Here is a 23,932-nt window from a genome sequence, read left to right as displayed (position 1 = left end):
TCCCGGCGATCCGGGGGTCAGTCGCTCAGGGCCGCCAGCGCGCGCTGCGTGATCTCGTCCACGGTGCCGACGCCGCTGATGGCGCGGTACTTGGGCGCGGCGTCCGGTTCGTTTTGCGCCCATTGCGAGTAGTAGTCGACCAGGGGACGGGTCTGCTGGCTGTAGACGTCGAGTCGCTTGCGGACCGTGTCCTCGTGGTCGTCGTCGCGCTGGATCAGGTCCTCGCCGGTGACGTCGTCCTTGCCTTCGACTTTCGGCGGGTTGAACTTGACGTGGTAGGTGCGGCCCGATGCGGGATGCGAGCGGCGTCCGCTCATGCGCTCGATGATGTCGCCGAAGGGCACGTCGATCTCCAGCACGTAGTCCAGTTTGACGCCGGCGCTGCGCATGGCGTCGGCCTGGGGCAGGGTACGGGGAAAGCCGTCGAACAGGAAGCCGTTCGCGCAATCGGGCAGCGCCAGGCGTTCCTTCACCAAGTTGATGATCAGATCGTCGCTGACGAGCGCGCCCGAGGCCATGACGGCCGCGGCCTCGCGGCCCAGTGGCGTCCCGGCCTTGACCGCCGCACGCAACATGTCGCCGGTGGAGATCTGCGGAATCGAAAATTGACGGCAGATGAAGGCGGCCTGCGTGCCTTTGCCCGCGCCGGGGGCGCCCAACAAAATGAGTCTCATGGTGTCCTCGGACGTTTTTTGGAATTCTTTTTCGCCCCGTGAATACTTATTGATTCCACAAGGCAGGTTATCTTGAGAATAACATGCGTCAACATCAGTGAATTCCCGACATCGACACTCGCCGTCGACCGTCTCCGAAGATCAAGCCCGTTCGATCAAGGCGCGCACGCGGACGAGGTCTTCCGGTGTGTCGACGCCCGGACCGGGGCGCAATTCGCTCACATGCACAGCGATGCGGAATCCATGCCAAAGCGCACGCAGTTGCTCCAGGGCTTCGGTGGCTTCCACCGGTGCCGGTGCCAGAGTCGGAAATCGGCGCACGAAGCCGGCCCGGTAGCCGTAGATCCCGATGTGTCGCAACGGCGCGGGTGAAGTGGGCAGGGCGCGCAGCCCTGCCGCGTCCTTTGCGCCATCGCGCCACCAGGGAATCGGCGCGCGGCTGAAATAGAGCGCGTGGCCCCGCGCATCGAGCACCGCCTTCACGACGTTCGGATTGAGGAAATCCTCCAGCGAGTCGATGGCGTGCGCGGCTGTGCTCATGGCGACGTCGGTGTCGGACCGCAGGGTTGCCGCCACGGCGTCGACCAGCGCCGGATCGATCAACGGCTCGTCGCCCTGCACGTTCACCACGATCTCGTCGTCGTCCAGGGCGAGTCGGGCGCAGGCTTCGGCCAGGCGGTCGCTGCCGCTCGGATGGTCGTCGCGTGTGAGCAGTGCCTCCACGCCGTGCGTCTCGCAGGCCTCGACGATGCGCGGGCTGTCCGCCGCGACGACGACGCGGCGGGCCTGCGAAAGGCGGGCGCGTTGCGCGACGCGCACCACCATCGGCACGCCGGCGAGATCGGCGAGCGGCTTGTCGGGCAGCCGGGTGGAGGCGAGCCGGGCCGGGATCAGGACGACGAAGGGCGTCACCGGCGTCAGAGCCCGAGTTCGTCGTCGGACAGCGGGCGGGCCTCGTTCTCGAGCAGCACCGGGATGCCGTCGCGCACGGGGTAGGCCAGGCGCGCGCTGCGCGATGCCAGCTCCTGCCTCGCGGCGTCCCAGGTCAGCGGTCCCTTGGTCACGGGGCAGACGAGCAGTTCAAGCAGCTTGGAATCCATCGACCGATGATAGCTTCGCGTCCAGTGCCTCGAAGAAGGCCGGCTCGGGTTCGAATACCAGCGGCACGGCCAACGCAGCAGGCCACCGGCGCCACAGCTTGACGGCGTCCTTCTCGGTGCAGACGACGGTCGGTGGCGCCGCACCGGTGATGGATACCGGCGGCGTCCAGCCGGCGAAGTCGTCGTGGTCGGGGAGGGCCATGCACGCCATGGGCTCCAGTCCCCGCTCGCGCAGCATCGAGAAGAATCTCTCCGGCTTGGCGATGGCGGCGACCGCCACCAGCGGCAGGTCGCGCAGATCGGCCAGCGGCACGGTGGTGCCGTCGCCGCGCAGCGCGTGGTCGGCCAGGGCGCGACGCGCGCCGAAACCGGGGATGGCGCGGGCGGCCGACGTGTCGGCCCGTCCGCCGGTGTGCAGCACGAGGTCGCACGCGCGCGGCCAGGGTTCGCGCAAGGGTCCGGCCGGCAGCAGCCAGCCGTTGCCGACGCCGCGATCGTCGAAGACGCAGATCTCCACGTCGCGGCGCAGCGCCAGGTGTTGCAGGCCGTCGTCGCTGACGATCAACCGCACGCCGGGATGCCGTGCCAGCAGGGCGCGCGCCGCCTCCACGCGCCGACGCGCGACGAAGACCGGCGCCCCGGTGGCGCGCCGCAGCAGCGCCGGTTCGTCGCCGACCTCGCGCGGGTCGCTGTCGTCGTGTACCTCGCGGCAGTCGTCGGTGCTGCGGCCATGGCCCCGGGAGACGATGCCCACGGTCATGCCGCGCGCCTGGAAATGCCGCGCGATGGCCATCACGACCGGCGTCTTGCCGGCGCCGCCGGCCACCACGTTGCCGACGACGACGACCGGCACCGGCACGCCTTCGCGTTGGAGCCAGCCCAGGGCGAAGAACGCGCGTCGCAGCGCGGCGAGGACGCCGAACAGCCATGCCACCGGCCGCAGCGCCCAGGCCGCGGCGCCGCGCCGCGACCACACGTGCCGCAGCGCCACCTCAGCCGCCCGGTGCGTTCGACGAACGCGCGGCGAAGGTCACATGCGTCAGCCCGGCGCGGCGCGCGGCCTCCATCACACGGACGACGGATTGGTGAGTGGATCGCTCGTCGGCGTCGATGACGACCACGCTGTCCGGCCCGTCCGCCGCCGCGCCGATCGCGGTGGCCAGGGCGGCCACGCCGGACTCGGCCAGCGGCGCCTTGCCGATCAGGTAGCGCCCGTCGGCGGCCACGGCGACGACGACCTGCCGTGGCTGCTCGCGCCGGGTCTCGGTGTCGGCCACGGGCAGGCGCAGCTGGATCTCCGTGAAGCGGCTGTAGGTGGTCGACAGCATCAGGAAGATCAGCACCACCAGCAGCACGTCGATGAACGGGATCAGGTTGATCTCCGGTTCGTCGCGGGACGCGCGGCGGAACTGCATGCGTGGGCGCGTCATGGCCTCAGGTCCGCAGCGTGCCGAGGTGGCGGGCGAAGCGTTCGCCGGCCAGTTCCAGCTGCAGCAGGTAGCCGTCGACCCGGGTGCGGAAGTAGCGCCAGAACATCAATGTCGGAATGGCCACCATCAGGCCGAAGGCGGTGTTGTAGAGCGCGATGGAGATGCCCTGCGCGAGCTGGGCCGGATTGCCCGATCCCATGCCGCCCGCACCCGACTGCGAGCCGAAGATCTCGATCATGCCGATGACCGTGCCCAGCAGTCCCAGCAGCGGCGCGGCGGAGGCGATGGTGGCGAGTGCCGGCAGCCAGCGTTCGAGCTGGTGCGCGACGCGCCGGCCGGCGGCTTCCATGGTCGCGCGCAGGTCGTCGTCGGTGCAGTGCGGGTCGCTGACCAGGGCCCGGAAGCCGGCCGCCAGCACCTGCCCGAGGGCCGAGCTGCGTTCCAGCTTGGCGACCACCTCCGGCCCCGGAACGCCGTTGCGCGAAGCCGTGATGGCGTCGTCGAGCAGTCTGGAGGGCACGACGCGCGCGCGCTGCAGGCTCATGAAGCGCTCGATGACCAGCGCGAGCCCCAGGATCGAACAGGCCAGCAGGGGCCAGATCGGCCAGCCGGCGGCAACTATGATGGAAAACAAGACGGGTCCCTCCCAATGCGCGGCGATTATGACCGCCGTGCCGACCGCACCCCGGCATCCGAAAACGCCAACTTTGGCACACAGAATCTGTGGATAACTTTGTGAGCAAGTACGCTTGAAAGTCGCTCCGAGGCCCGCCGGCCGGGGCTCGCCTTAGGTCGAACGAATTTTGAGCACCACTTTTCCCAATCGAATCAACAAGTTGCACGACAACCCGGGCGATTCCCGCGTGTCTCCGTCCGCCCTTCCGCGCCCGTCGAGGGATTGTGGAAGAGTCGGCTTTTCCGCCGGAGCAGCGTCGTGAGCGCGCGTCCTCCGAACCCCCGTGTCTGGGACGTCGGCGCGCTGTGCCACGCGGTGGCGGATGCGCTCGACGCCCGGTTCAACCCGGTCGGCGTGCGTGGCGAGATCTCGGGCTTTTCGCGCGCCACCAGCGGGCACTGCTACTTCTCGCTGAAGGACGCGAGCGGGCAACTGCGCTGTGCGATGTTCCGGCGCGCGGCCAGCCTGCTCGACTTCACGCCACGCGAGGGCGACCAGGTCGAGGTGCGCGGCCGCCTGGCGGTCTACGAGCCGCGCGGCGATCTGCAGCTGATCGTCGAGAGCCTGTCCCGGGCCGGGCAGGGCGCGTTGTTCGAGCAGTTCCTGCAGCGCAAGGCGCGCCTGGAGGCGCAGGGCCTGTTCGATCCGGCTCGCAAGCGGGCCCTGCCGCCGATGCCGCACGCGGTCGGGCTCGTGACCTCGCTGGGTGCCGCGGCGCTGCACGACGTCGTTACGGCATTGCGCCGGCGGGTGCCGCACGTCCGGGTGGTGATCGCGCCGGCGGCGGTCCAGGGCGGCGGCGCCCCAGTCGCGTTGGTGGCCGCACTCGAGGCGCTTTACGCGCTCGATCCGCCGGTCGATGCGATCCTGCTGGTGCGCGGCGGCGGCTCGATCGAGGACCTGTGGGCCTTCAACGACGAGGCGCTGGCGCACACGATCGCACGCAGTCCGGTGCCGGTGGTCAGCGGCGTCGGCCACGAGACCGACTTCACGATCGCGGATTTCGTCGCCGACCTGCGTGCGCCCACGCCGACGGCGGCGGCCGAACTGGTCGCTGCGCCGCGCGAGACCTGGCTCGGTGCGCTGGACCTGATCGGACGCCGGCTGGCCGATGGCGTCGACACGCGCCTGGACACGCTCGGCCAGCGGCTGGACCTCGCCGCCGCGCGCCTGGGACGGCCCTCCCAGGCGGCGGTGCGCCAGCAGCTGCATCTGGCGCACGAGGCCCAGCGGCTGAGCCACGCCGTGGCCGCCCAGCGCATGCGGCTCGCGCTGCGCGAGCAGGCCCTGCGCGCAGCGCTGCCGGCGGCACTCGCCACCGACACGGGTCGACGCCGCGACCGCCTGGAGCGGGTGGCCGCGCGGCTGCGGCTGCTCGACCCGGCGCACGTCCTGCAGCGCGGCTACGCCTGGCTCGCCGACGGCGAAGGATGCGCCATCACGAGCGTGAGGCAGGTCGCGCCGGGCGAGGCCGTGTCCGCGCGCCTGGCCGACGGCGAACTGCCGCTGACGGTCGCCGGTCCGGCGCGGTCGCGGCCCGTGTCGCCGGACGGCGATTGATTCCTAGAATCCGGACGTCTCGGCAATCGCAGCGATTGCGGGATTCACACGAACACGAATCAACCCACGAGGAAAAAAGCATGGAACACACCCTTCCGCCATTGCCGTACGCGATGGACGCCCTGGCGCCCGACTATTCGAAGGAGACGCTCGAGTACCACTACGGCAAGCACCACAACGCCTACGTCGTCAACCTGAACAATCTCCAGAAGGGCACCGAATTCGAAGCCATGCCCCTGGAGGACATCGTCCGGAAGTCCAGCGGCGGCATCTACAACAACGCCGCCCAGATCTGGAACCACACCTTCTTCTGGAACTGCATGAAGCCCCAGGGCGGTGGTGCGCCGAGCGGCGCGCTGGCCCAGGCCATCGATGCCAAGTGGGGGTCGTACGACGCCTTCAAGGAAGCCTTCGCGAAGTCGGCCGTCGGCAACTTCGGCTCCGGCTGGACCTGGCTGGTCAAGAAGGCCGACGGCTCCGTCGACATCGTCAACACCGGCGCGGCCGGCACGCCGCTGACCACCGGCGACACGGCGCTGCTGACCATCGACGTCTGGGAGCACGCCTACTACATCGACTACCGCAACCTGCGCCCGAAGTTCGTCGAGACCTTCCTCGGCAAGCTGGTGAACTGGGAATTCGCCCAGAAGAACTTCGCCTGACCGACGCCTTCGGCGTCGGATGTGCGCCATCGCGCATCGGCCTGAGAGCCGGCTTCCGGGCCGGCTTTTTCCATGGCGACGGTGCGTCGGCCGGCGGTGACGTCAGCGTTGCGCGCCGTCGAACGGCCGGCCGCCGAGCTTCGTGCCGCTGCGCAGGTTCTTGCGTTCGAACCAGCCCTGATTCATCTCCAGCACGTAGCGCACGGGCTCCTTCGAGCAGTGCGAGTCCAGGGTCTGGGGTTGCATGTCGACCAGGTTGACGATGCGGCCGTCGTCGGCGACGAAGGCGGCCGTCAGCGGCAACAGCGTGTTCTTCATCCAGAAGCATTGCGTGGCCGGCTGCTCGAAGACGAACAGCATGCCCTCGGCCTGGGGCATCTCCCGACGGTTCATCAGGCCGATCTCGCGCTGGCGCGGCGTGGCCGCGACCTGGGCGTCGATCTGGTACATGCCGGCCGTCAGCCGGGTGCGCGGCAGGTCGAGCTGGGCATCCTGGGCGCTGGCGTTCGAGAGGGCGGCACAGGCGAGGGCGAGGGAAACGGCGAGGCGCGGGAACATGGGGGTCACTTTCGAGAGCGATGGAGCGGTGGCGGGAGTGCGCTTTGTAGCAGTGTCGACCCTTTCGCGGCCCTAGAATTCCGCGGCTCGCGGTCGGCCCGTCACAACGCTCGGGCATCGGCCGCCTTTTTCCCTCCCGTCGCCTCCCGTCCCAATTCCCAATGTCCAGCTACCAGCACATCCAGGTTCCCGCCGAAGGCCGGAAGATCACGGTCAACGCCGACAACTCGCTCAACGTGCCCGACGAGCCGGTGATCCCGTACATCGAGGGCGACGGGACCGGCGCCGACATCACGCCCGTGATGCTCAAGGTCGTCGATGCCGCCGTCGCCAAGGCCTACGACGGACGCCGGAAGATCCACTGGATGGAGGTCTACGGCGGCGAGAAGGCGACCCGCGTCTACGGTCCCGACGTCTGGCTGCCGGAGGAGACGCTGCACGCCGTGCGCGACTACGTGATCTCGATCAAGGGGCCGATGACCACGCCGGTGGGCGGCGGCATCCGCTCGCTCAACGTCGCGCTGCGCCAGGAACTCGACCTCTACGTCTGCCTGCGTCCGGTGCGCTATTTCGCCGGCGTGCCCTCGCCGGTGAAGCAGCCCGAGAAGATCGACATGGCGATCTTCCGTGAGAACTCCGAGGACATCTACGCCGGCATCGAGTTCGAGGCCGGCAGCGACAAGGCGAAGAAGCTCATCGCGTTCCTACGGGACGAGTTCGGCGTGCGCAAGATCCGCTTTCCGGCCACCTCGGGCATCGGCATCAAGCCGGTGTCGCAGGAGGGCACCGAGCGCCTGATGCGCAAGGCGATCCAGTACGCCATCGACAACGACAAGCCCAGCGTCACGATCGTGCACAAGGGCAACATCATGAAATACACCGAGGGCGCCTTCCGCGAATGGGGCTACGCCCTGGCCGCGAAGGAGTTCGGCGGCGAGCCGATCGACGGTGGTCCCTGGATGAAGGTGACGAACCCCAGGACGGGGCGCGACATCACCATCAAGGACAGCATCGCCGACGCCTTCCTGCAGCAGATCCTGCTGCGCCCGGCGGAGTACTCGGTGGTCGCCACGCTCAACCTCAACGGCGACTACATCTCCGACGCCCTGGCCGCGCAGGTCGGCGGCATCGGCATCGCGCCGGGCGGCAACCTGAGCGACACGGTCGCGATGTTCGAGGCCACGCACGGTTCGGCGCCGAAGTACGCCGGCAAGGACTACGTCAACCCCGGCTCCGAGATCCTCTCGGCCGAGATGATGCTGCGCCACATGGGCTGGACCGAGGCCGCCGACCTGATCATCGCGTCGCTGGAGAAGGCCATCGCCAGCAAGCGCGTGACCTACGACTTCGCCCGGCTCATGGAAGGGGCGGTCCAGGTCAGCTGCTCGGGTTTCGGCGACGTCATGATCGCCAACATGTAATCACTAAGTACGCGCGTGCTTCGGCTCGGCCGGATCGCGCCGGAATTCCGAGGGCCCCGGCACGACATGTGCTGGGGCTTTTTCGTTCGGCCTGGTTGATTCCTGCTGCCGCGTCTCCACTTCCCAGGCTTCCCACAGGGCGCGACAGGGCTCGATAGAATGATTTTCATGGCAACCAGAAACCCCACGAATCCCCCCACGCCGTCAGTGCAGAAGCCGGGCAAGGGAGATGGCGACTCGGTCGTCCTGGAGCGTCGTCCACTGAAGACCGCGCCTCCGCAGATGTTTCAGGTCGTCATGTTGAATGACGACTTCACGCCGATGGAATTCGTGATCGTGGTGTTGCAGGAATTCTTCAGCAAGGACCGCGAGACGGCGACGCAGATCATGCTGAAGATCCATCTCGACGGCCGCGGCGTCTGCGGGGTCTATTCCCGCGATCTCGCCGCCACTAAGGTCAACCAAGTGATGGAGGCCGCGCACCAAGCCGGACACCCGCTGCAGTGCGTCAGCGAACCCGTCGGCTGAACAAGGCTTGATTTCGGTGCGGGTCGACCCATATCCGAAAAGTTCTCAGAAGTTATTTACAGCAAGGCAAAAGGAAATCTCATGATTGCCCAGGAACTGGAAGTCAGCTTGCACATGGCCTTCGTCGAGGCCCGGCAGCAGCGTCACGAGTTCATCACCGTCGAGCACCTGCTGCTCGCTTTGCTGGACAACCCGAGCGCAGCGGAAGTCCTCCGCGCGTGCTCCGCCAACGTCGACGACCTGCGGTCGTCGCTCACCAATTTCATCAAGGACAACACGCCCCAGGTGGCCGGGACCGACGACGTCGACACCCAGCCGACCCTCGGGTTCCAGCGCGTGATCCAGCGCGCCATCATGCACGTGCAGTCCACGGGCAACGGCAAGAAGGAAGTGACCGGTGCCAACGTGCTGGTCGCGATCTTCGGCGAGAAGGATTCGCACGCCGTCTACTACCTCCACCAGCAGGGAGTCACGCGCCTGGACGTGGTGAACTTCATCGCCCACGGCATCAAGAAGAGCGATCCGCCCGAGGCCGCCAAGGGCGCGGCCGAGTCGTCTTCCAACGAAGGCGAAGAAGGCGGTGGCGAGAAGAACGAGAAATCGTCTCCGCTCGAGCAGTTCACGCAGAACCTCAACCAGATGGCCAAGGACGGCAAGATCGATCCGCTCATCGGCCGCGAGTACGAGGTCGAGCGCGTGATCCAGATCCTGTGCCGTCGGCGCAAGAACAATCCGCTGCTCGTGGGCGAGGCCGGCGTCGGCAAGACCGCCATCGCCGAGGGCCTGGCCTGGCGCATCACGCAGGGCGACGTGCCCGAGATCCTGGCCGAGGCGATCGTCTACTCGCTCGACATGGGCGCGCTGCTGGCGGGCACCAAGTACCGCGGCGACTTCGAGCAACGCCTGAAGGGCGTGCTCAAGTCGCTCAAGGACAAGCCCAACGCGGTGCTGTTCATCGACGAGATCCACACGCTGATCGGCGCTGGCGCCGCCTCGGGCGGCACCTTGGACGCATCCAACCTGCTCAAGCCGGCGCTCTCGAGCGGCCAGCTCAAGTGCATCGGCGCGACCACCTTCACCGAGTACCGCGGCATCTTCGAGAAGGACGCGGCCCTGTCGCGGCGTTTCCAGAAGGTCGACGTGGTCGAGCCGACGGTGCAGGAGACGGTCGATATCCTGAAGGGCCTCAAGAGCCGCTTCGAGGAGCACCACGGTGTGAAGTACGCGGTCGCCGCGCTGCAGGCCGCCGCCGAGCTAAGCGCCAAGTACATCAACGACCGGCACCTGCCCGACAAGGCGATCGACGTCATCGACGAGGCCGGCGCGGCCCAGCGCATCCTGGCGCCGAGCAAGCGCAAGAAGACGATCAGCAAGACCGAGGTCGAGGAGATCGTCGCCAAGATCGCGCGCATTCCCCCGGCCAACGTCAGCAACGACGACCGCGGCAAGCTGCAGACGCTGGAGCGCGACCTCAAGAGCGTGGTGTTCGGCCAGGACAAGGCGCTGGAAGTGCTGGCCTCGGCCGTCAAGATGGCGCGCTCGGGCCTGGGCAAGGGCGACAAGCCGATCGGCTCGTTCCTGTTCAGCGGCCCGACCGGTGTCGGCAAGACCGAAGCGGCCAAGCAACTCGCCTACATCATGGGCATCGAGCTGATGCGCTTCGACATGTCGGAGTACATGGAGCGCCACGCGGTCAGCCGCCTGATCGGCGCGCCTCCGGGCTACGTCGGTTTCGACCAGGGTGGCCTGCTGACCGAGGCCGTGACGAAGAAGCCGCACGCGGTGCTGCTGCTCGACGAGATCGAGAAGGCGCATCCGGACATCTTCAACGTGCTGCTGCAGGTCATGGACCACGGCACGCTGACGGACAACAACGGGCGCAAGGCCGACTTCCGCAACGTCATCATCATCATGACGACCAACGCGGGTGCCGAGACCATGAACAAGGCGACCATCGGCTTCACCAACCCGCGCGAGTCGGGCGACGAGATGGCCGACATCAAGCGCCTGTTCACGCCCGAGTTCCGCAACCGCCTGGACGCGACCGTGAGCTTCAAGGCGCTGGACGAGACGGTCATCCTGCGGGTGGTCGACAAGTTCCTGCTGCAGCTGGAGACGCAGCTCGCCGAGAAGAAGGTCGACGTCACCTTCACCGACGCCTTGCGCAAGCATCTGGCGAAGAAGGGATTCGATCCGCTCATGGGTGCGCGCCCGATGCAGCGCCTGATTCAGGACACGATCCGTCGCGCGCTGGCCGACGAACTGCTGTTCGGACGCCTGCAGGACGGCGGCCGCCTCACGGTGGACCTGGACGACAAGGGCGAGGTGCAGCTGGACATCCAGCCGCTGCCGAAGAAGGAAGGCCGGGCCAAGCCCGAGGCCGAGGAAGCCGCCACGGGCTGACCTCGGGGCTCGTGCCGATCGGTGCTCTCGAAGGAGCGCTGCGGAAGGCCGGTAGCATCGCGCTACCGGCTTTTTTTTCGGCCGTCCGATTCTTCCGTCCCGATCGCATCCGCATCTTGATCCTTCCCGAAATCAGCGCCGAATGGCGCACCGGCCTGTCCTTCGCGTGGAGCGGCTACATCGCCGTGCTGTCGATCTGGATCGTCATGCAGAAGCGCGCGCCGGTCTCGACGATGAGCTGGATCCTGTCGCTGGCATTGCTGCCGTTCGCCGGCTTCGTCATCTACTACTTCCTGGGACCGCAGCGCCTTCGCAAGCAGCGGCTGCGGCGCGTGCGCAGCCGGGCCAAGGCGCAGGCGCCGGCGGACGTCGCCAAGCTGCGCCAGGCGGCCGAGGGTGCGCCGCCCGCGCTGCGCCAGCTCGCCGAGCTGGGCACCGCGTCGTGCGGCATCCCGTTGTCGAGCGCGGTGCGGGTCGACCTGCTCTCGGGCGGCTCGCGCACCTTCGACGCGATCTTCGACGCCGTCCGCGCCGCCCGGGACCACGTGCATCTGGAGTACTACATCTTCGAGCCCGACCGCATCGGCACGGCCCTGCGTGACCTGCTGGTCGAACGCGCGAAGGCCGGCGTGGCGGTGCGACTGCTGGTCGACGCGCTGGGCTCCAAGCGCCTGGGCCGGCGGTTCATGGCGCCGATGCACGAGGCCGGCATTCACGTCGCGCTGTTCCACGACACCCGCATCGGACGCCGGCTGCGGCCGGTGACCAACTACCGCACCCACCGCAAGATCGTGGTGTGCGACGGGCTGGTGGGTTTCACCGGCGGCGTCAACATCACCGACGACGAGGACCGCCGCACGCGCCCCGACGCCTACCACGACGTGCACCTGCGCATCGAGGGCAGCGCGGTGCGCTGGCTGCAGGCGACCTTCCTGGAGGACTGGAGCTATGCCACCGGCGAGAACGTCCATCAGATGGTGGACGAGTCGATCGCGCGGATGATGCCGCCGAGCCAGGCCGGCGACATCGCCACGCAGATCGTCACCAGCGGGCCCGACACGCCGCTGGAGGCGATCCACCGCATGCACGTCGCCGCGATCCATTCGGCCAGCCACCGCGCCTGGCTGACCACGCCGTACTTCGTGCCGGGCGAGCCGGCGCTGATGGCGCTGACCAGCGCGGCATTGCGCGGCGTCGACGTGCGGCTGCTGGTGCCGCGCCGCAGCGACTCCCTGATCGTCAGCGCCGCGGCGCGCTCCTACTACGACGAACTGATGGCCGCCGGCGTCAAGGTCTGGGAGTACAAGGCCCGCATGCTCCACTCCAAGACGCTGGTGGTCGACGACCACTGCGCGATGGTCGGCACGGCCAACTTCGACAACCGCAGTTTCCGTCTCAACTTCGAGGTCATGGCCGTGGTCTACGGGCCGGCGCTGGCCGAGGCGCTGGAGCACCAGTTCAGGACCGACCTGCGCAATTCCTCACCGGTGCAGGCCAACCGCCGGCAACCCTTCGTGCGCCGGCTGGGCGATTCGCTCGCCCGGCTGACCTCGCCCCTTCTCTGACGCTTCCGATCGCAGGATCGAACGACAACCCCATGCCCGCCCACACCTTCCTCTGGCACGACTACGAAACCTTCGGCGCCGTGCCGCGCCGCGACCGGCCCTCGCAGTTCGCCGCCATCCGCACCGACGCCGACCTCAACGAGATCGGCGAACCGCTGATGCTCTATTGCCGTCCGGCGCCGGACTACCTGCCCAGTCCCGAGGCCTGCCTGATCACCGGCATCACGCCGCAGGTGGCGCTCGAGCGCGGTGTGCCCGAGCACGCGTTCGCCGCGCGCATCGAGCGGGCCTTCGCCGAGCCCGGCACCATCGGCGTGGGGTACAACACGATCCGCTTCGACGACGAGGTCACGCGCTTCCTGTTCTGGCGCAACCTGATCGAGCCCTATGCGCGCGAATGGCAGAACGACTGCGGCCGCTGGGACCTGCTCGACGTCGTCCGGCTGACCCATGCCCTGCGCCCCGATGGCATCCAGTGGCCCAAGAAGGAGGACGGACGTCCCAGCTTCAAGCTCGGCGACCTGACGCGCGCCAACGGTCTGGCGCACGAGGCCGCGCACGACGCGCTCTCCGACGTGCGCGCCACCGTCGCGCTCGCGCGCCTGATCAAGGAGAAGCAGCCGCGCCTGTTCGATTTCGCCTTCGGTCTGCATCGCAAGGACCGCGTCGCCAGCGAGATGGGCCTGCCGGCGGCGGTCGGCGCGACCAAACCCTTCCTGCACGTCTCGGGCATGTTCCCGCCCGAGCGCGGCTGCCTGGCCGTGATGTGGCCGCTCGCCGCCCACCCGACCAACCGCAACGAGGTCATCGCCTGGGACCTGGCGCACGACCCGTCGGAGCTGATCGACCTCGACGTCGCCACCCTGCGCCAGCGCATCTTCACGCGCGCCGCCGAGCTGCCTGAGGGCGTCGTGCGCCTGCCGATCAAGAGCGTGCACCTGAACAAGTCGCCGATGGTGGTGGGCAACCTGAAGACGCTCACGCCCGCGATGGCGCAGTGCTGGGGGATCGACATGGCCGCCGCCCTGGCCAACGCCGAGCGCGCCGCCGGCCTGCCCGACATGAGCGCCCTGTGGCCGCAGGTGTTCGAGCGGCCGAAGGCGGAGGGCGCGCCGGACGTTGACGAGGATCTCTACGGCGGTTTCGTCGGCGATGCCGACCGGCGCCGCCTGGTGCGCCTGCGCGCCCTGACGCCGGCCGAACTGGCGCTGGACCGGGGGGGCTTCGACGATCCGCGCCTGGCCGAGCTGGTGTTCCGCTACCGCGCGCGCAACTTCCCGGAGACGCTGTCGAGCGAGGACGCCGAGCGCTGGGAGGCGCACCGTGCCGCGAAGCTGCTCGAAGGTGAGGGCGGCGCGCGCAACGTCGACCAGTTCTTCGCCGAGATCGACACGCTGTCCGAGAACGCCGACGAGCGCGTCGAGGAACTGTTGGGGCTGCTGTACGAGTACGCCGAGGCGATCGCGCCGTCGATCTAGGCCGACGCGGGCGCCGGAACGACGACGGATCCGGCGGCTTCAGCGGTCGCGGGAACGGCAGGTGGACGGGTCTGCGGCGGGATCGGCCAGGCGACCGCTCGCCACGGCGTCGGCGACCACGTCCCAGAACGCCGTGGAGACCGTCGGATCGAGCGGTGCGTCGTGCGGGAGATCGTCCAGTACCACCAGGCGGCGCGGGCGCCGTGCGGCCTCGCAGAGCCGCAGGGCCTGCGCGAGCGGCACCACCTCGTCGTCGCGGCCATGGACGATCAGCAGCGGCAATGCGACGTCGGCCAGGCGCTTCTCGCTGTTCCACAGGTCGGGCAACACCCAGGCGGCCCAGGGCGCGACCAGTCCGGTCGCCACGGCCATCTCGCGGGCGGAGGCGAAACCGGCGGCGATCACCAACCCGTCGAGCCGGGGCCGGAGATGCTCGGCGACGTCGATCAGAACGGCCGAGCCGAGCGAGAAGCCCAGCGCATGGTGCGACGAGGCCCGCGGCGTCAGGGCGACGAACTGCGCGTGCGCGGCGTGCGCGTCCTGGGCGAGCCGCGCCACACCGGGCCGGCCGGTGCTGCCGCCATAGCCGCTGTAGTCGAAGACGAAGGACGACACGCCGGCTTCATACAGACGCGCCTGCGCGGCGGCCCAGCGAGAGATGTCCTCTTCGTCGCCGTGGAAGATCAGCAGCGCGGGCGCCTCGGGGCGGGACACCGCGACGAAGCTGGCGCGCAGGGTGCGGTCGCCGCTGGCGAAGGTCAGCTGCCGCGACGGCGCGCCGAAGCGGTCGGGCGTGAGGTGGCCGGCCGGCGGCGTGACGAAGGCTTCGCGCTCGACCAGCAGGAAGACGGCGTGGCGCGCAGCCAGTGCCAGGCATCCGAGCACGACCAGGACCACGATGCACCACAGCATCCGACGACGGCGCAGGGCCGTCGAAGGCGCGCGGTCGCGTGGATGGCCGGAATTCGACATCGGGCCATCCTGGTCCATCCGCGTATCGGCTCCCTCGAGAGCGCGTGGCCTACAGCGCCGCTTCCAGCATCGCCCGGTAGTCCTCGCGCGTGGCCAGGCGGGGATTGGTCTTGTGGCAGTGGTCGGCCATCGCGCCGTCGATGACTTGCTCGAAGACCGCCGGCGTGACGCCGACCTCGGCCAGGCCGGCGGGCAGGCCCAGCCGCGCGCCCATGTCGCGGATCGCCTCGCCGATGTCGCCGGCCGAATCCAGGTTCATCGCGCCGGCCATGCGCTGCAGGCGGCGGTCCTTCTTGACCGACTCGGCGCCGGCGTTGAAGGCGATCACGGCGGGCAGGAACAGCGCGTTGAGCGTGCCGTGGTGCAGGCGCGGGTCGACGCCGCCCAGGCTGTGGCTGAGCGAATGCACGCAGCCCAGGCCCTTCTGGAACGCCATGGCGCCCTGCATCGAGGCGCTCATCAGGTTCAGGCGCGCCTCGCGATCCGTGCCGTCCTTGGTGGCGCGCTCGATGTGGCTCCAAGCGCGTTCCAGGCCGTCGAGTGCGATGCCGTCGGCCGGCGGATTGAAGGCGGCCGACATGAAGGTCTCCATGCAGTGCGCGATGGCGTCCATGCCGGTGGCGGCGGTGAGCCGGGGCGGGAGGCCGAGGGTGAGCTCGGGGTCGCAGATCGCCACCTTGGGCATCAGCGACCAGCTGTGGAAGCCCAGCTTGCGGTGGTCGTCCACGATGAGGATGGCGCCGCGTGCGACCTCGCTGCCGGTGCCGCTGGTGGTGGGCACGGCGATCAGCGGGGCCACGTTCTCGGTGATCCTGGGCGAGCCGCCCTCGATGGTGGCGTAGGTCTTGAGCGGCCCCTCGTGCGTGGCGGCGATGGCCACGCCCTTGGCGCAGTCGATGGCGGAGCCGCCGCCGACGGCGATCAGGCCGTCGCAGCGGCCCTGCCGGTAGGCCTCGACGGCGGCGCGCACAGCGGCCTCGGTCGGGTTGGAGGGCGTCTGGTCGAACACCGTGGCTTCCAGATCGCCCAGGGCGTCGAGCGCCCGCTGCAACACGCCGGCCGCGCGCACGCCGGCGTCGGTGACGATCAGGGGACGCGTGATGCCCAGCCGGGTGCATTCGGCACCGAGCAGGCGGATGGCGCCGAATTCGAACTGGATCTGGGTCAGGTACTGGATGAGGGCCATGTCGGGAGATGGGTGTCTGAGGGGGAGAGGAGCGGAGGCGGGCGGTACGATGCGCGGCCCCCAATCTAGCCAACGGAGCCCGGCTTGCCCATGACCGAAACCCTACCCGTCCGTGTCGCGCGCGGCACACCCGCGCCATGCTGACGCCGAAGATGCACGGCGTGGTGGAGCGCATGGCGCGCGCCCGGCAGCCGGCGTTGCACACGCTCACGCCCGCCGAGGCCAAGGCCGCCTACGAGAAAGGCGCCGGGGTGCTGGAAGTGCCCAGGCCCGACCTGGGCCGTGTCGAGGATTTCGTGCTCCCGGCCCGCGACGGTTCCGCGCTGCCGGCGCGGCTGTACGCCCCGTCGCACGACCGGCTGCCGGTGCTGGTCTATTTCCACGGCGGCGGCTTCACCGTCGGCAGCATCGCCACGCACGACACCCTGTGCCGCGTGCTGGCGGTCAAGACCGGCTGCGCGGTCGTGTCGGTCGACTACCGGCTCGCGCCCGAGCACCGGTTCCCGACCGCCTCCGACGATGCCTGGGACGCCGTGCGCTTCGTCGCGCGCGAAGCGGCCGCGCTGGGGCTCGACGGCGCGCGCCTGGCCGTGGGCGGCGACAGCGCCGGCGGCACGCTCGCCGCCGTCTGCGCCGTGATGGCCCGCGACGCCGGCCTGCCCGTCGCGCTGCAGCTGCTGTTCTATCCCGGTACGACGGCGCACCAGGACACCGCCTCGCACCGCCGCTTCGCCTGCGGGCCACTGCTCGACGAGACGCTCATCGCTTGGTTCTTCGACCAGTACGTGCGCACGCCGGCCGATCGCGAGGACTGGCGCTTCGCGCCGCTCAACGCCGACGACGTCGATGGCGTGGCGCCGGCCTGGATCGGCCTGGCCGAGGCCGACCCGCTGGTCGACGAGGGCATCGCCTACGCCGACAAGCTGCGCGCCGCCGGCGTCGCGGTCGACCTGGAGATCTACCGGGGCGTGATCCACGAGTTCGTCAAGATGGGCCGTGCCATCCCCGAGGCATTGCAGGCCCACGAAGACGCCGCGCGCGCGCTGCGGCGAGCCCTTTTGCCCTGAATCTCCCGAATCCCTGGAGCCCCCGACACCATGAACTCCCCGATCGCGTCCGCCGGACGCCCCCGCCGCGCCGACTTCCGCTGTTTCCACCGCCTGCGCGTGCGCTGGTCGGAGATCGACATGCAGGGCATCGTCTTCAACGCGCACTACCTGATGTACTTCGACACCGCCGTCGGCGACTATTGGCGCGCGCTGGCGTTGCCGTACGCGGCGTCGATGGCGGCGCTGGGCGGCGAGCTCTACGCACGCAAGGCGACGCTCGACTTCCACGCCTCGGCGCGGCTGGACGACGTGCTCGACGTCGCGCTGCGCTGCGATCGCGTGGGCACCTCGTCGATCACCTTCGCCGGCACGCTGTTCCGCGCCGACGAGGTGCTGGCCCAGGTGGAACTGGTGCATGTCTTCGCCGATCCGGCGACGCAGAAGTCCAGGCCGGTACCCGACGCGCTGCGCGCCCTGTTCGAGCGCCACGAACGCGGCGCGCCGGCGTGCGAGGTGATCGTCGGCGACTGGCAGCGCGTCGGACGCGAGGCCGGCGTGCTGCGCCGGGCGGTGTTCGTGAAGGAGCAGGGCGTGCCCGAGGACCTGGAGTGGGACGCGCACGACGCCACGGCATTGCACGTCGTCGCGCTCAACGGGCTGGGTCGTGCCGTCGCCACCGCGCGCCTGGTGACGCAGGCGCCTGGCGTGGGGCGGGTGGGGCGCATGGCGGTGGACCGCGCCCTGCGCGGCGGCGGCCACGGCCGCACAATGCTGCGCGCGCTGGAGGACGCGGCCCGCGCGCGGGGCGACCACGAGATCGTGCTGCACGCCCAGCGCAGCGCGCAGTCGTTCTACGCCGGCCTGGGCTACGTGCCGCACGGCGATCCCTTCGAGGAGGCCGGCATCGCGCACATCGAGATGCGCCGGTCGCTGCGCCCGGCGTGACCGAGCGCCACGCGGCCGCCCCGGTCACCTCGCCCCGATGAACCTTCGCACCAAGATCGTCGCGCTGGCGGTCGCGCCGCTGCTGGTCGCGCTGGCGCTGGTGGCCGCGGCCGTCTGGCACCAGGAGCGCGACCTGGCGGCGCGGGAACGGTCGCTCGTGGAGCGCAGCCTGCTGGCGCAGCGGCGCTCCGAGCTGCGCAGCTATGTCGAGCTGGCCGTGAGCACGGTGCGTCCGCTCCACGACACCGGCCGCGACGACGCGGCCACGCGCGACGAGGCCCTGCGCCGGCTCGCCGCGCTCGACTACGGCGACGACGGCTATTTCTTCGTCTACGACCTGCAGGGCAAGTCGCTGATGCATTCGCGCCAGCACGAGCTCGAAGGACGCAATCTCTGGGACCTCACCGACTCGCGGGGCCGGCGCACCATCCAGGACCTGATCGCGCAGGCCGTGGCGGGCGGCGGCTACGTGGAGTACGAATGGCGCAAGCCGTCGAGCGCGCAGCGCGCGCCCAAGCTCGGCTATGTGACCGCGTTGCCGCGCTGGGGCTGGATGCTGGGCACCGGGCTCTACCTGGACGACGTCGAACTCGCCATGCAAGCCCTGCAGCAGCAGGTGGCGGACAACGTGACGACCACCATGCTCTGGATCGCCGCCATCGCCGCGGCGTGCCTGGGCGTGGTGAGCGCCGGCGGACTGCTGCTCAACCTGAGCGAGCACCGTGTGGCCGAGGCGCGGCTGCGCCTGCTGGCGCGTCAGGTGGTGCAGTCGCAGGAGGACGAGCGCGCCCACCTGGCGCGCGAACTGCACGACGGCGTCAGCCAGACGCTGGTGTCGGCCAAGCTGCTGATCGAGTCGGGCGTCGATGCCCTGGAGCGCGCCGACCATCCCGCGCCGCCCGCGCTGGCCAAGGCGCTGCTGCGCCTGAACGACTCGCTCTCGGAGGTGCGCCACCTGTCGCACCGGCTGCGCCCGGCGCTGCTCGACACCCTGGGGCTGCCCGCCGCGCTCGAGCACCTGGGCGCCGAGTTCGACGAGGAGGGGCCGCTGCGCGTCGACGTCGCCGTGCGCGGCGAATCGCTGGAGCTGCCGCCGGAGGTGAAGACGGCGCTGTTCCGCGTCGCCCAGGAGGCCCTGACCAACGTCCACAAGCACGCCCAGGCACGCCGCGTGGCCATCGTGCTGGACGCCGACGCGGCCGGCGTGCGGCTGGAGGTCAGCGACGACGGCCGGGGCTTCGACGCCGAGGCGCTGGCGCACGACCCGCGTCGCGGCATCGGTCTGCGCAACATGCGCGAGCGGCTGGACGCCATCGGCGGCGAGCTCACCGTGCGCACGCGCGACGGCGGCGGGGTCGGCACGCAGATCATCGCCGCCGTGCCGCTCGGCCTCTTGCACCTGGGAGCTTCCGCATGACGATTTCCGACCCGGTCGACACGACCTCGACCACCCCGGCCATCCGCCTGTTCCTGGTCGACGACCACCCCCTGGTGCGCGACGGCCTGCGCGCCCGCCTGGACAGCCTGCCGGGCCTGGAGATCGTCGGCGAGGCGGGTTCGGCGCAGGAGGCGCTGACGCTGGTCGATGCGGTACGACCCGATCTGGTGCTGACCGACGTCGGCATGAAGGACATGAACGGCATCGAGCTCGCCGGCCTGCTGCTGGCGCGCCAGCCGGCGCTGCACGTGGTGATGCTCAGCATGTACGACAACCCGGAGTATGTGCAGCGGTCGCTGCAGGCCGGCGCGCGCGGCTACGTGCTCAAGGACGCGCCGGCGGCCGAGATCGTCGCGGCGATCCACGCCGTGACGGCTGGCGGCACCTTCCTGAGCCCGGCGGTGTCGCAGCGGCTGTTCCGCAACCAGGCGCCGCGCCCGCTGCTCACGCCGCGCGAGAGCGAGATCCTGAGCGCCCTGGGCCGGGGCGCGTCGAGCAAGCAGATCGCGCGCGACCTCGACCTGAGCGTGCGCACGGTCGAGGCGCACCGCCAGAGCATCAAGCGCCGCCTGGGGCTGGAAGGCCAGGCCGAGCTGATCAAGTACGCGGTCGAGCACGCGCGGCAGTTCGACGGCGGCTGACGGGTCGGACACCCGGCACGGCACGCAGGGCCTCGGCGGGTTTTCCCTTACGAGGTGACGCGTACTCCCTGTGCGCGGTCCGACGGATGCCCCGGGGCGCCAAGGCGGGAACACTCCAGGAACTTTTCCTCTACTGGAGACAACACCGATGCCAAGCATCCGCCGCCACCTCGTGTGGTTCCTCGTCGCGATCGCCGGCGCCTTCTCGCTGGGCACCGTGGCGCTCTCGCGCGGCGAGGCCATCAGCGCCCTCTGGATCGTGGTGGCCGCCATGTGCGTCTACCTGATCGCCTACCGCTACTACAGCCTGTTCATCGCCGATCGCGTGCTCGGCCTGGACCCGTCGCGCAAGACGCCGGCGCACCGCCACAACGACGGCCTGGACTACGTGCCGACCGACAAGAACGTGCTGTTCGGCCACCACTTCGCGGCGATCGCCGGGGCCGGTCCGCTGGTCGGGCCGGTGCTCGCGGCGCAGATGGGCTACCTGCCCGGGCTCCTGTGGATCCTCGCGGGCGTGGTGTTCGCGGGCGCGGTGCAGGACTTCATCGTGCTGTTCATCTCGACGCGGCGCGACGGCCGGTCCCTGGGCGACCTCATCAAGCAGGAGATGGGCATCGTGCCGGGGATGATCGCGCTCTTCGGCACCTTCATGATCATGATCATCATCCTGGCGGTGCTGGCGCTGATCGTGGTGAAGGCGCTGGCCGAATCGCCCTGGGGCGCCTTCACGGTGGCCGCGACGATTCCGGTGGCGCTCTTCATGGGCGTCTACCTGCGCTACATCCGCCCCGGGCGCATCGGCGAGGTGTCGGTGATCGGCTTCGTGCTGCTGATGCTGGCCATCTTCGGCGGCCAGGCCGTCAGCCAGAACCCCGCGTGGGCGGCCATGTTCACCTTCGACGGCAAGGCCCTGACCTGGATGCTGATCGGCTACGGCTTCGTCGCCGCCACGCTGCCGGTGTGGCTGCTGCTGGCGCCGCGCGACTACCTCTCGACCTTCCTGAAGATCGGCACCATCCTGGCGCTGGCCATTGGCATCGTCTTCGTCGCGCCGACGCTGCAGATGCCGGCCGTCACGCAGTTCGCCCAGGGCAACGGCCCGGTGTGGTCGGGCAGCCTGTTCCCGTTCCTGTTCATCACCATCGCCTGCGGCGCGGTCTCGGGCTTCCACGCGCTGATCTCATCGGGCACCACGCCCAAGATGCTCGACAACGAATCGCATGCGCGCTTCATCGGCTACGGCGGCATGCTCGCCGAGTCCTTCGTCGCCGTGATGGCGCTGGTGGCGGCCTCGTGCATCGAGCCGGGCATCTACTTCGCGATGAACAGCCCGGCCGCGCTGGTGGGCGGCGATGCGGCCACCGTGGCGCAGACGATCTCCAGCTGGGGCTTCGTCGTCACGCCCGAGATGCTGATCCAGACCGCCAAGGACGTCGGCGAGACCACCATCCTGGGCCGCACCGGCGGCGCGCCGACGCTGGCCGTGGGCATGGCGCACATCCTGCACCAGGCGCTCGGCGGCCCCGGCATGATGGCTTTCTGGTACCACTTCGCGATCCTGTTCGAGGCCCTGTTCATCCTGACGGCCGTGGACGCCGGCACGCGCGCCGGCCGCTTCATGCTGCAGGACCTGCTGGGCAGCTTCGTGCCCGCGCTGGGCAAGACCGACTCGCTGCCGGCCAACCTGATCGCCACGGCCCTGACCGTCGCGGCCTGGGGCTATTTCCTCTACCAGGGCGTGGTCGATCCGCTGGGCGGCATCAACACGCTGTGGCCGCTGTTCGGCATCTCCAACCAGATGCTGGCCGCCGTGGCGCTGCTGCTGGGCACGGTGGTGCTGTTCCGCATGAAGCGCGAGCGCTACGCCTGGGTGGCCGTGGCGCCGACCGTGTGGCTGCTGGCCTGCACGCTGACGGCCGGCTGGCTGAAGATCTTCTCGGCCGACCCGAAAGTGGGCTTCCTGGCGCACGCCGCCCGGTACGCCGACGGCCTGGCGCAGGGTGTGCTGATCGCGCCGGCGAAGACGCCCGAGGCCATGGCCCGCATCGTCTTCAACGACCGGCTCGACGCCGGGCTGTGCGCGCTGTTCATGTTCGTCGTGCTCAGCGTGCTGGTCTACAGCGTCAAGGCCTGCCTGGCGGCCCGCGCGGCGAACCATCCGACGGTGCACGAGACCCCGTTCGAGGCGCTGGCGGCGATGCCGGCGAAAGCCTGATGACGGGCGGCGCCGCCGGCCTGGGCGGCATGAGCTTGCCGGAGGCCGGGCGCTACCTCGGTCGCTCGCTGGCCCGGTCGCTGCGGTTGATGGTGGGCCAGCCGGACTATGGCACCTACGTCGAGCACATGCGGCTCACGCATCCCGACCAGGCGCCGATGAGCTACGAGGCGTTCTTCCGCGAGCGCCAGGACGCCCGCTACGGCGGCGGAAAAGGCCGCTGCTGCTAGCTCGCCCCCCAGGTTTCGCGCACTGCGTGTCGCCTTCGCAGACTCCTTTCCGGGGCGGTGCCGGTGGCCCGGCGAAGTCGATGCCACGGTGCCCTCGGCGGCGCATGCGTCGGTCTCAGGCCACGCGAGTCAGATGTCGGCGAGCAGGGGGTAGGGCAGGGGCTCGACGGTCAGGGCTGGTCCGGCCGGGCTGCCGGCGTGCAGGGGGCCGGCTTCGGTCGCCGAGGTCTGCATCGACACCAGGGCCGACCAGCGGCCGTCGGGGGCCAGAGCCGACTGGACGACCGTGCCGACGGGCTGCTCGGCATCCTGGGCCGTGAACACCTCCTGGCCGGCTTCGACGGCGGCATCGGCCGCGACGAGGTAGGTGCGGCGCTTCAGGGTGCCGCGGAACTGGCTGCGGGCGACGACCTCCTGGCCCGGATAGCAGCCCTTCTTGAAATTGACGCCGCCGACGGACTCGTAGTTGAGCATCTGCGGGACGAAGGCCTCGACCACCGGTGCCGTCAGGGTGGCGATGCCGCTGCGGACCTCGCTCCACCGCCAGGTGGACGGTTCCAGCGCATCGCCCACCGGCGCGGCGGCGTCCGCCGGCGCGATCCACAGGGCCCGCGGCACGCCATCGGCCGGATACAGCGAGACGACCGAGGCCGGACCCGCGTCCACGCGTCGACCGGGGGACGCCGTGGCGTCGAGGCCGTTGGCCACCAGCGCCGTGCCGCCGAGGCCGTAGAGCGCGAAGTCGTCGCTGGCGTCGGTCAGCTTCACCTTGGCGCGCAGCACGAACATCGACAGGCGTTTCAAGGTCTGCGCCAGGATGTCGCGGCTCATGACCAGCAGGATCCGCTCGGGCGTCGGCCGGATGCCGACGAAGCTGGCGATCATGCGGCCCTTGGCCGTGCACAACGCCGCGAGCCGGGCCTCGGCCGGTGTCAGCAGCGCGAAATCCTGGGTCAGCTGGCCGTGGAGGAAACCGGCGGCATCGGGGCCTTCGGCGCGGATCACGCCGAGGTGCGAGAGGGTGGTTACACCATTCAAAACGACAGGGGTCATGGCTGAATTATCATGGTCGGCGTCGTGCCATCGAGACCGCAGGGCCAAGCGCCGGAGGGTCCGGTCGAGCGGGTCGGTCCTCCGATCCCGACACCTTTCACCACGCGACGCGACGGCCTTTCCGTCACGTCGCTCCCACTTCGTT

23 protein-coding genes are annotated in these 23,932 nt (G+C 69.8%); 13 read left to right on the top strand and 10 right to left on the bottom strand.

Annotated elements, in window-relative coordinates; translation table 11 throughout:
* Positions 1-17: 17 nt before the first annotated feature.
* The 6 genes from adk to ABID77_RS03440 form a co-directional block, all read right to left on the bottom strand.
* Positions 18-674, bottom strand: a complete 657-nt coding sequence (gene adk / locus ABID77_RS03465; protein WP_429590907.1) for an adenylate kinase — start codon at positions 672-674, stop codon at positions 18-20.
* A 141-nt stretch (positions 675-815) separates the two neighbouring features.
* Positions 816-1,586 carry a 3-deoxy-manno-octulosonate cytidylyltransferase gene (kdsB, locus tag ABID77_RS03460; RefSeq protein ID WP_429590904.1) on the bottom strand — a complete coding sequence of 257 codons (771 nt, stop codon included), beginning with the start codon at positions 1,584-1,586 and terminating at the stop codon, positions 816-818.
* A gap of 5 nt (positions 1,587-1,591) precedes the next feature.
* Positions 1,592-1,774 (bottom strand): Trm112 family protein, encoded by a 183-nt coding sequence (locus tag ABID77_RS03455; protein WP_429590901.1) that lies wholly within the window; start codon positions 1,772-1,774, stop codon positions 1,592-1,594.
* The gene (gene lpxK, locus ABID77_RS03450) at positions 1,755-2,765 is read right to left on the bottom strand and encodes a tetraacyldisaccharide 4'-kinase (RefSeq protein WP_429590898.1); all 1,011 of its coding nucleotides are present in this window, start codon (positions 2,763-2,765) and stop codon (positions 1,755-1,757) included. The genes ABID77_RS03455 and lpxK overlap by 20 nt, the downstream gene beginning before the upstream one ends.
* A 1-nt stretch (position 2,766) precedes the next feature.
* Positions 2,767-3,189, bottom strand: coding sequence for an ExbD/TolR family protein (locus ABID77_RS03445; RefSeq protein WP_429593262.1), 423 nt, complete (start codon positions 3,187-3,189; stop codon positions 2,767-2,769).
* Between the two features lie 19 nt (positions 3,190-3,208).
* Complete coding sequence (locus ABID77_RS03440) at positions 3,209-3,838, bottom strand: MotA/TolQ/ExbB proton channel family protein (protein ID WP_429590895.1); 630 nt, start codon at positions 3,836-3,838, stop codon at positions 3,209-3,211.
* A gap of 300 nt (positions 3,839-4,138) precedes the next feature.
* On the opposite strand from ABID77_RS03440, the gene xseA reads away from it, so the two are divergent.
* The gene (gene xseA, locus ABID77_RS03435; RefSeq protein WP_429590893.1) at positions 4,139-5,440 is read left to right on the top strand and encodes an exodeoxyribonuclease VII large subunit; all 1,302 of its coding nucleotides are present in this window, start codon (positions 4,139-4,141) and stop codon (positions 5,438-5,440) included.
* A gap of 80 nt (positions 5,441-5,520) precedes the next feature.
* Positions 5,521-6,102, top strand: coding sequence for a superoxide dismutase (locus ABID77_RS03430; RefSeq protein WP_429590890.1), 582 nt, complete (start codon positions 5,521-5,523; stop codon positions 6,100-6,102).
* A 102-nt stretch (positions 6,103-6,204) separates the two neighbouring features.
* Here ABID77_RS03430 and ABID77_RS03425 read toward each other — a convergent pair whose 3' ends face one another.
* Complete coding sequence (locus ABID77_RS03425; RefSeq protein WP_429590887.1) at positions 6,205-6,660, bottom strand: DUF192 domain-containing protein; 456 nt, start codon at positions 6,658-6,660, stop codon at positions 6,205-6,207.
* A gap of 161 nt (positions 6,661-6,821) precedes the next feature.
* Between ABID77_RS03425 and icd the strand changes: the two genes are divergently transcribed.
* The 5 genes from icd to sbcB all read left to right on the top strand — a co-directional run bounded on the left by icd (position 6,822) and on the right by sbcB (position 14,055).
* Positions 6,822-8,081 carry an NADP-dependent isocitrate dehydrogenase gene (icd, locus tag ABID77_RS03420; RefSeq protein WP_429590884.1) on the top strand — a complete coding sequence of 420 codons (1,260 nt, stop codon included), beginning with the start codon at positions 6,822-6,824 and terminating at the stop codon, positions 8,079-8,081.
* A gap of 168 nt (positions 8,082-8,249) precedes the next feature.
* On the top strand, positions 8,250-8,609 hold the full coding sequence (clpS, locus tag ABID77_RS03415; protein ID WP_429590881.1) for an ATP-dependent Clp protease adapter ClpS: 360 nt from the start codon (positions 8,250-8,252) through the stop codon (positions 8,607-8,609).
* Positions 8,610-8,690: 81 nt separating this feature from the next.
* Positions 8,691-11,012, top strand: coding sequence for an ATP-dependent Clp protease ATP-binding subunit ClpA (gene clpA / locus ABID77_RS03410; protein ID WP_429590878.1), 2,322 nt, complete (start codon positions 8,691-8,693; stop codon positions 11,010-11,012).
* A gap of 116 nt (positions 11,013-11,128) precedes the next feature.
* Positions 11,129-12,577 (top strand): cardiolipin synthase, encoded by a 1,449-nt coding sequence (gene cls / locus ABID77_RS03405; RefSeq protein ID WP_429590875.1) that lies wholly within the window; start codon positions 11,129-11,131, stop codon positions 12,575-12,577.
* A 32-nt stretch (positions 12,578-12,609) separates the two neighbouring features.
* A complete protein-coding gene (sbcB, locus tag ABID77_RS03400; RefSeq protein WP_429590872.1) occupies positions 12,610-14,055 on the top strand; it encodes an exodeoxyribonuclease I in 1,446 nt (481 codons plus the stop codon).
* Between the two features lie 39 nt (positions 14,056-14,094).
* On the opposite strand, the gene ABID77_RS03395 is transcribed toward sbcB, so the two are convergent.
* Positions 14,095-15,027, bottom strand: a complete 933-nt coding sequence (locus ABID77_RS03395) for an alpha/beta hydrolase (protein ID WP_429590869.1) — start codon at positions 15,025-15,027, stop codon at positions 14,095-14,097.
* A gap of 49 nt (positions 15,028-15,076) precedes the next feature.
* Positions 15,077-16,213 (bottom strand): iron-containing alcohol dehydrogenase, encoded by a 1,137-nt coding sequence (locus ABID77_RS03390; RefSeq protein WP_429590865.1) that lies wholly within the window; start codon positions 16,211-16,213, stop codon positions 15,077-15,079.
* A gap of 137 nt (positions 16,214-16,350) precedes the next feature.
* On the opposite strand from ABID77_RS03390, the gene ABID77_RS03385 reads away from it, so the two are divergent.
* From ABID77_RS03385 to ABID77_RS03360, 6 genes are all read left to right on the top strand, one after another.
* Complete coding sequence (locus tag ABID77_RS03385) at positions 16,351-17,280, top strand: alpha/beta hydrolase (RefSeq protein WP_429590863.1); 930 nt, start codon at positions 16,351-16,353, stop codon at positions 17,278-17,280.
* Positions 17,281-17,310: 30 nt separating this feature from the next.
* Positions 17,311-18,207, top strand: coding sequence for a YbgC/FadM family acyl-CoA thioesterase (locus ABID77_RS03380; protein WP_429590860.1), 897 nt, complete (start codon positions 17,311-17,313; stop codon positions 18,205-18,207).
* A 37-nt stretch (positions 18,208-18,244) separates the two neighbouring features.
* Positions 18,245-19,624: a cache domain-containing protein gene (locus ABID77_RS03375; RefSeq protein ID WP_429590857.1), complete on the top strand. Its 1,380-nt coding sequence runs from the start codon at positions 18,245-18,247 to the stop codon at positions 19,622-19,624.
* A complete protein-coding gene (locus tag ABID77_RS03370; protein WP_429590854.1) occupies positions 19,621-20,286 on the top strand; it encodes a response regulator in 666 nt (221 codons plus the stop codon). The genes ABID77_RS03375 and ABID77_RS03370 overlap by 4 nt, the downstream gene beginning before the upstream one ends.
* A 148-nt stretch (positions 20,287-20,434) precedes the next feature.
* On the top strand, positions 20,435-22,504 hold the full coding sequence (locus ABID77_RS03365) for a carbon starvation CstA family protein (RefSeq protein ID WP_429590850.1): 2,070 nt from the start codon (positions 20,435-20,437) through the stop codon (positions 22,502-22,504).
* 29 nt (positions 22,505-22,533) lie between these two features.
* Positions 22,534-22,734 (top strand): YbdD/YjiX family protein, encoded by a 201-nt coding sequence (locus tag ABID77_RS03360; RefSeq protein WP_429593259.1) that lies wholly within the window; start codon positions 22,534-22,536, stop codon positions 22,732-22,734.
* Between the two features lie 129 nt (positions 22,735-22,863).
* Here ABID77_RS03360 and ABID77_RS03355 read toward each other — a convergent pair whose 3' ends face one another.
* Positions 22,864-23,787, bottom strand: coding sequence for a YgfZ/GcvT domain-containing protein (locus tag ABID77_RS03355; RefSeq protein ID WP_429590847.1), 924 nt, complete (start codon positions 23,785-23,787; stop codon positions 22,864-22,866).
* Between the last annotated feature and the right edge of the window lie 145 nt (positions 23,788-23,932).

Origin of the sequence: Variovorax sp. PvP013 (genome assembly GCF_050435945.1) — a bacterium.
GTDB lineage: Bacteria > Pseudomonadota > Gammaproteobacteria > Burkholderiales > Burkholderiaceae_C > Variovorax.
The sequence above is the reverse complement of the archived record's forward strand: the minus strand, read 5'-3'. Positions and strand labels throughout refer to the sequence as shown.

Excerpts from the sequence above, each read along its gene's own strand:
- ABID77_RS03445 (WP_429593262.1), bottom strand. The coding sequence starts at position 3,189 with ATGCAGTTCCGCCGCGCGTCCCGCGACGAACCGGAGATCAACCTGATC.
- ABID77_RS03385 (WP_429590863.1), top strand. The coding sequence starts at position 16,351 with ATGCTGACGCCGAAGATGCACGGCGTGGTGGAGCGCATGGCGCGCGCC.
- ABID77_RS03430 (WP_429590890.1), top strand. The coding sequence starts at position 5,521 with ATGGAACACACCCTTCCGCCATTGCCGTACGCGATGGACGCCCTGGCG.
- ABID77_RS03365 (WP_429590850.1), top strand. The coding sequence starts at position 20,435 with ATGCCAAGCATCCGCCGCCACCTCGTGTGGTTCCTCGTCGCGATCGCC.
- clpS (WP_429590881.1), top strand. The coding sequence starts at position 8,250 with ATGGCAACCAGAAACCCCACGAATCCCCCCACGCCGTCAGTGCAGAAG.
- ABID77_RS03360 (WP_429593259.1), top strand. The coding sequence starts at position 22,534 with ATGAGCTTGCCGGAGGCCGGGCGCTACCTCGGTCGCTCGCTGGCCCGG.
- ABID77_RS03380 (WP_429590860.1), top strand. The coding sequence starts at position 17,311 with ATGAACTCCCCGATCGCGTCCGCCGGACGCCCCCGCCGCGCCGACTTC.
- ABID77_RS03390 (WP_429590865.1), bottom strand. The coding sequence starts at position 16,213 with ATGGCCCTCATCCAGTACCTGACCCAGATCCAGTTCGAATTCGGCGCC.
- ABID77_RS03370 (WP_429590854.1), top strand. The coding sequence starts at position 19,621 with ATGACGATTTCCGACCCGGTCGACACGACCTCGACCACCCCGGCCATC.
- adk (WP_429590907.1), bottom strand. The coding sequence starts at position 674 with ATGAGACTCATTTTGTTGGGCGCCCCCGGCGCGGGCAAAGGCACGCAG.
- ABID77_RS03455 (WP_429590901.1), bottom strand. The coding sequence starts at position 1,774 with ATGGATTCCAAGCTGCTTGAACTGCTCGTCTGCCCCGTGACCAAGGGA.
- ABID77_RS03355 (WP_429590847.1), bottom strand. The coding sequence starts at position 23,787 with ATGACCCCTGTCGTTTTGAATGGTGTAACCACCCTCTCGCACCTCGGC.
- ABID77_RS03395 (WP_429590869.1), bottom strand. The coding sequence starts at position 15,027 with ATGTCGAATTCCGGCCATCCACGCGACCGCGCGCCTTCGACGGCCCTG.
- icd (WP_429590884.1), top strand. The coding sequence starts at position 6,822 with ATGTCCAGCTACCAGCACATCCAGGTTCCCGCCGAAGGCCGGAAGATC.
- ABID77_RS03425 (WP_429590887.1), bottom strand. The coding sequence starts at position 6,660 with ATGTTCCCGCGCCTCGCCGTTTCCCTCGCCCTCGCCTGTGCCGCCCTC.
- sbcB (WP_429590872.1), top strand. The coding sequence starts at position 12,610 with ATGCCCGCCCACACCTTCCTCTGGCACGACTACGAAACCTTCGGCGCC.
- clpA (WP_429590878.1), top strand. The coding sequence starts at position 8,691 with ATGATTGCCCAGGAACTGGAAGTCAGCTTGCACATGGCCTTCGTCGAG.
- ABID77_RS03375 (WP_429590857.1), top strand. The coding sequence starts at position 18,245 with ATGAACCTTCGCACCAAGATCGTCGCGCTGGCGGTCGCGCCGCTGCTG.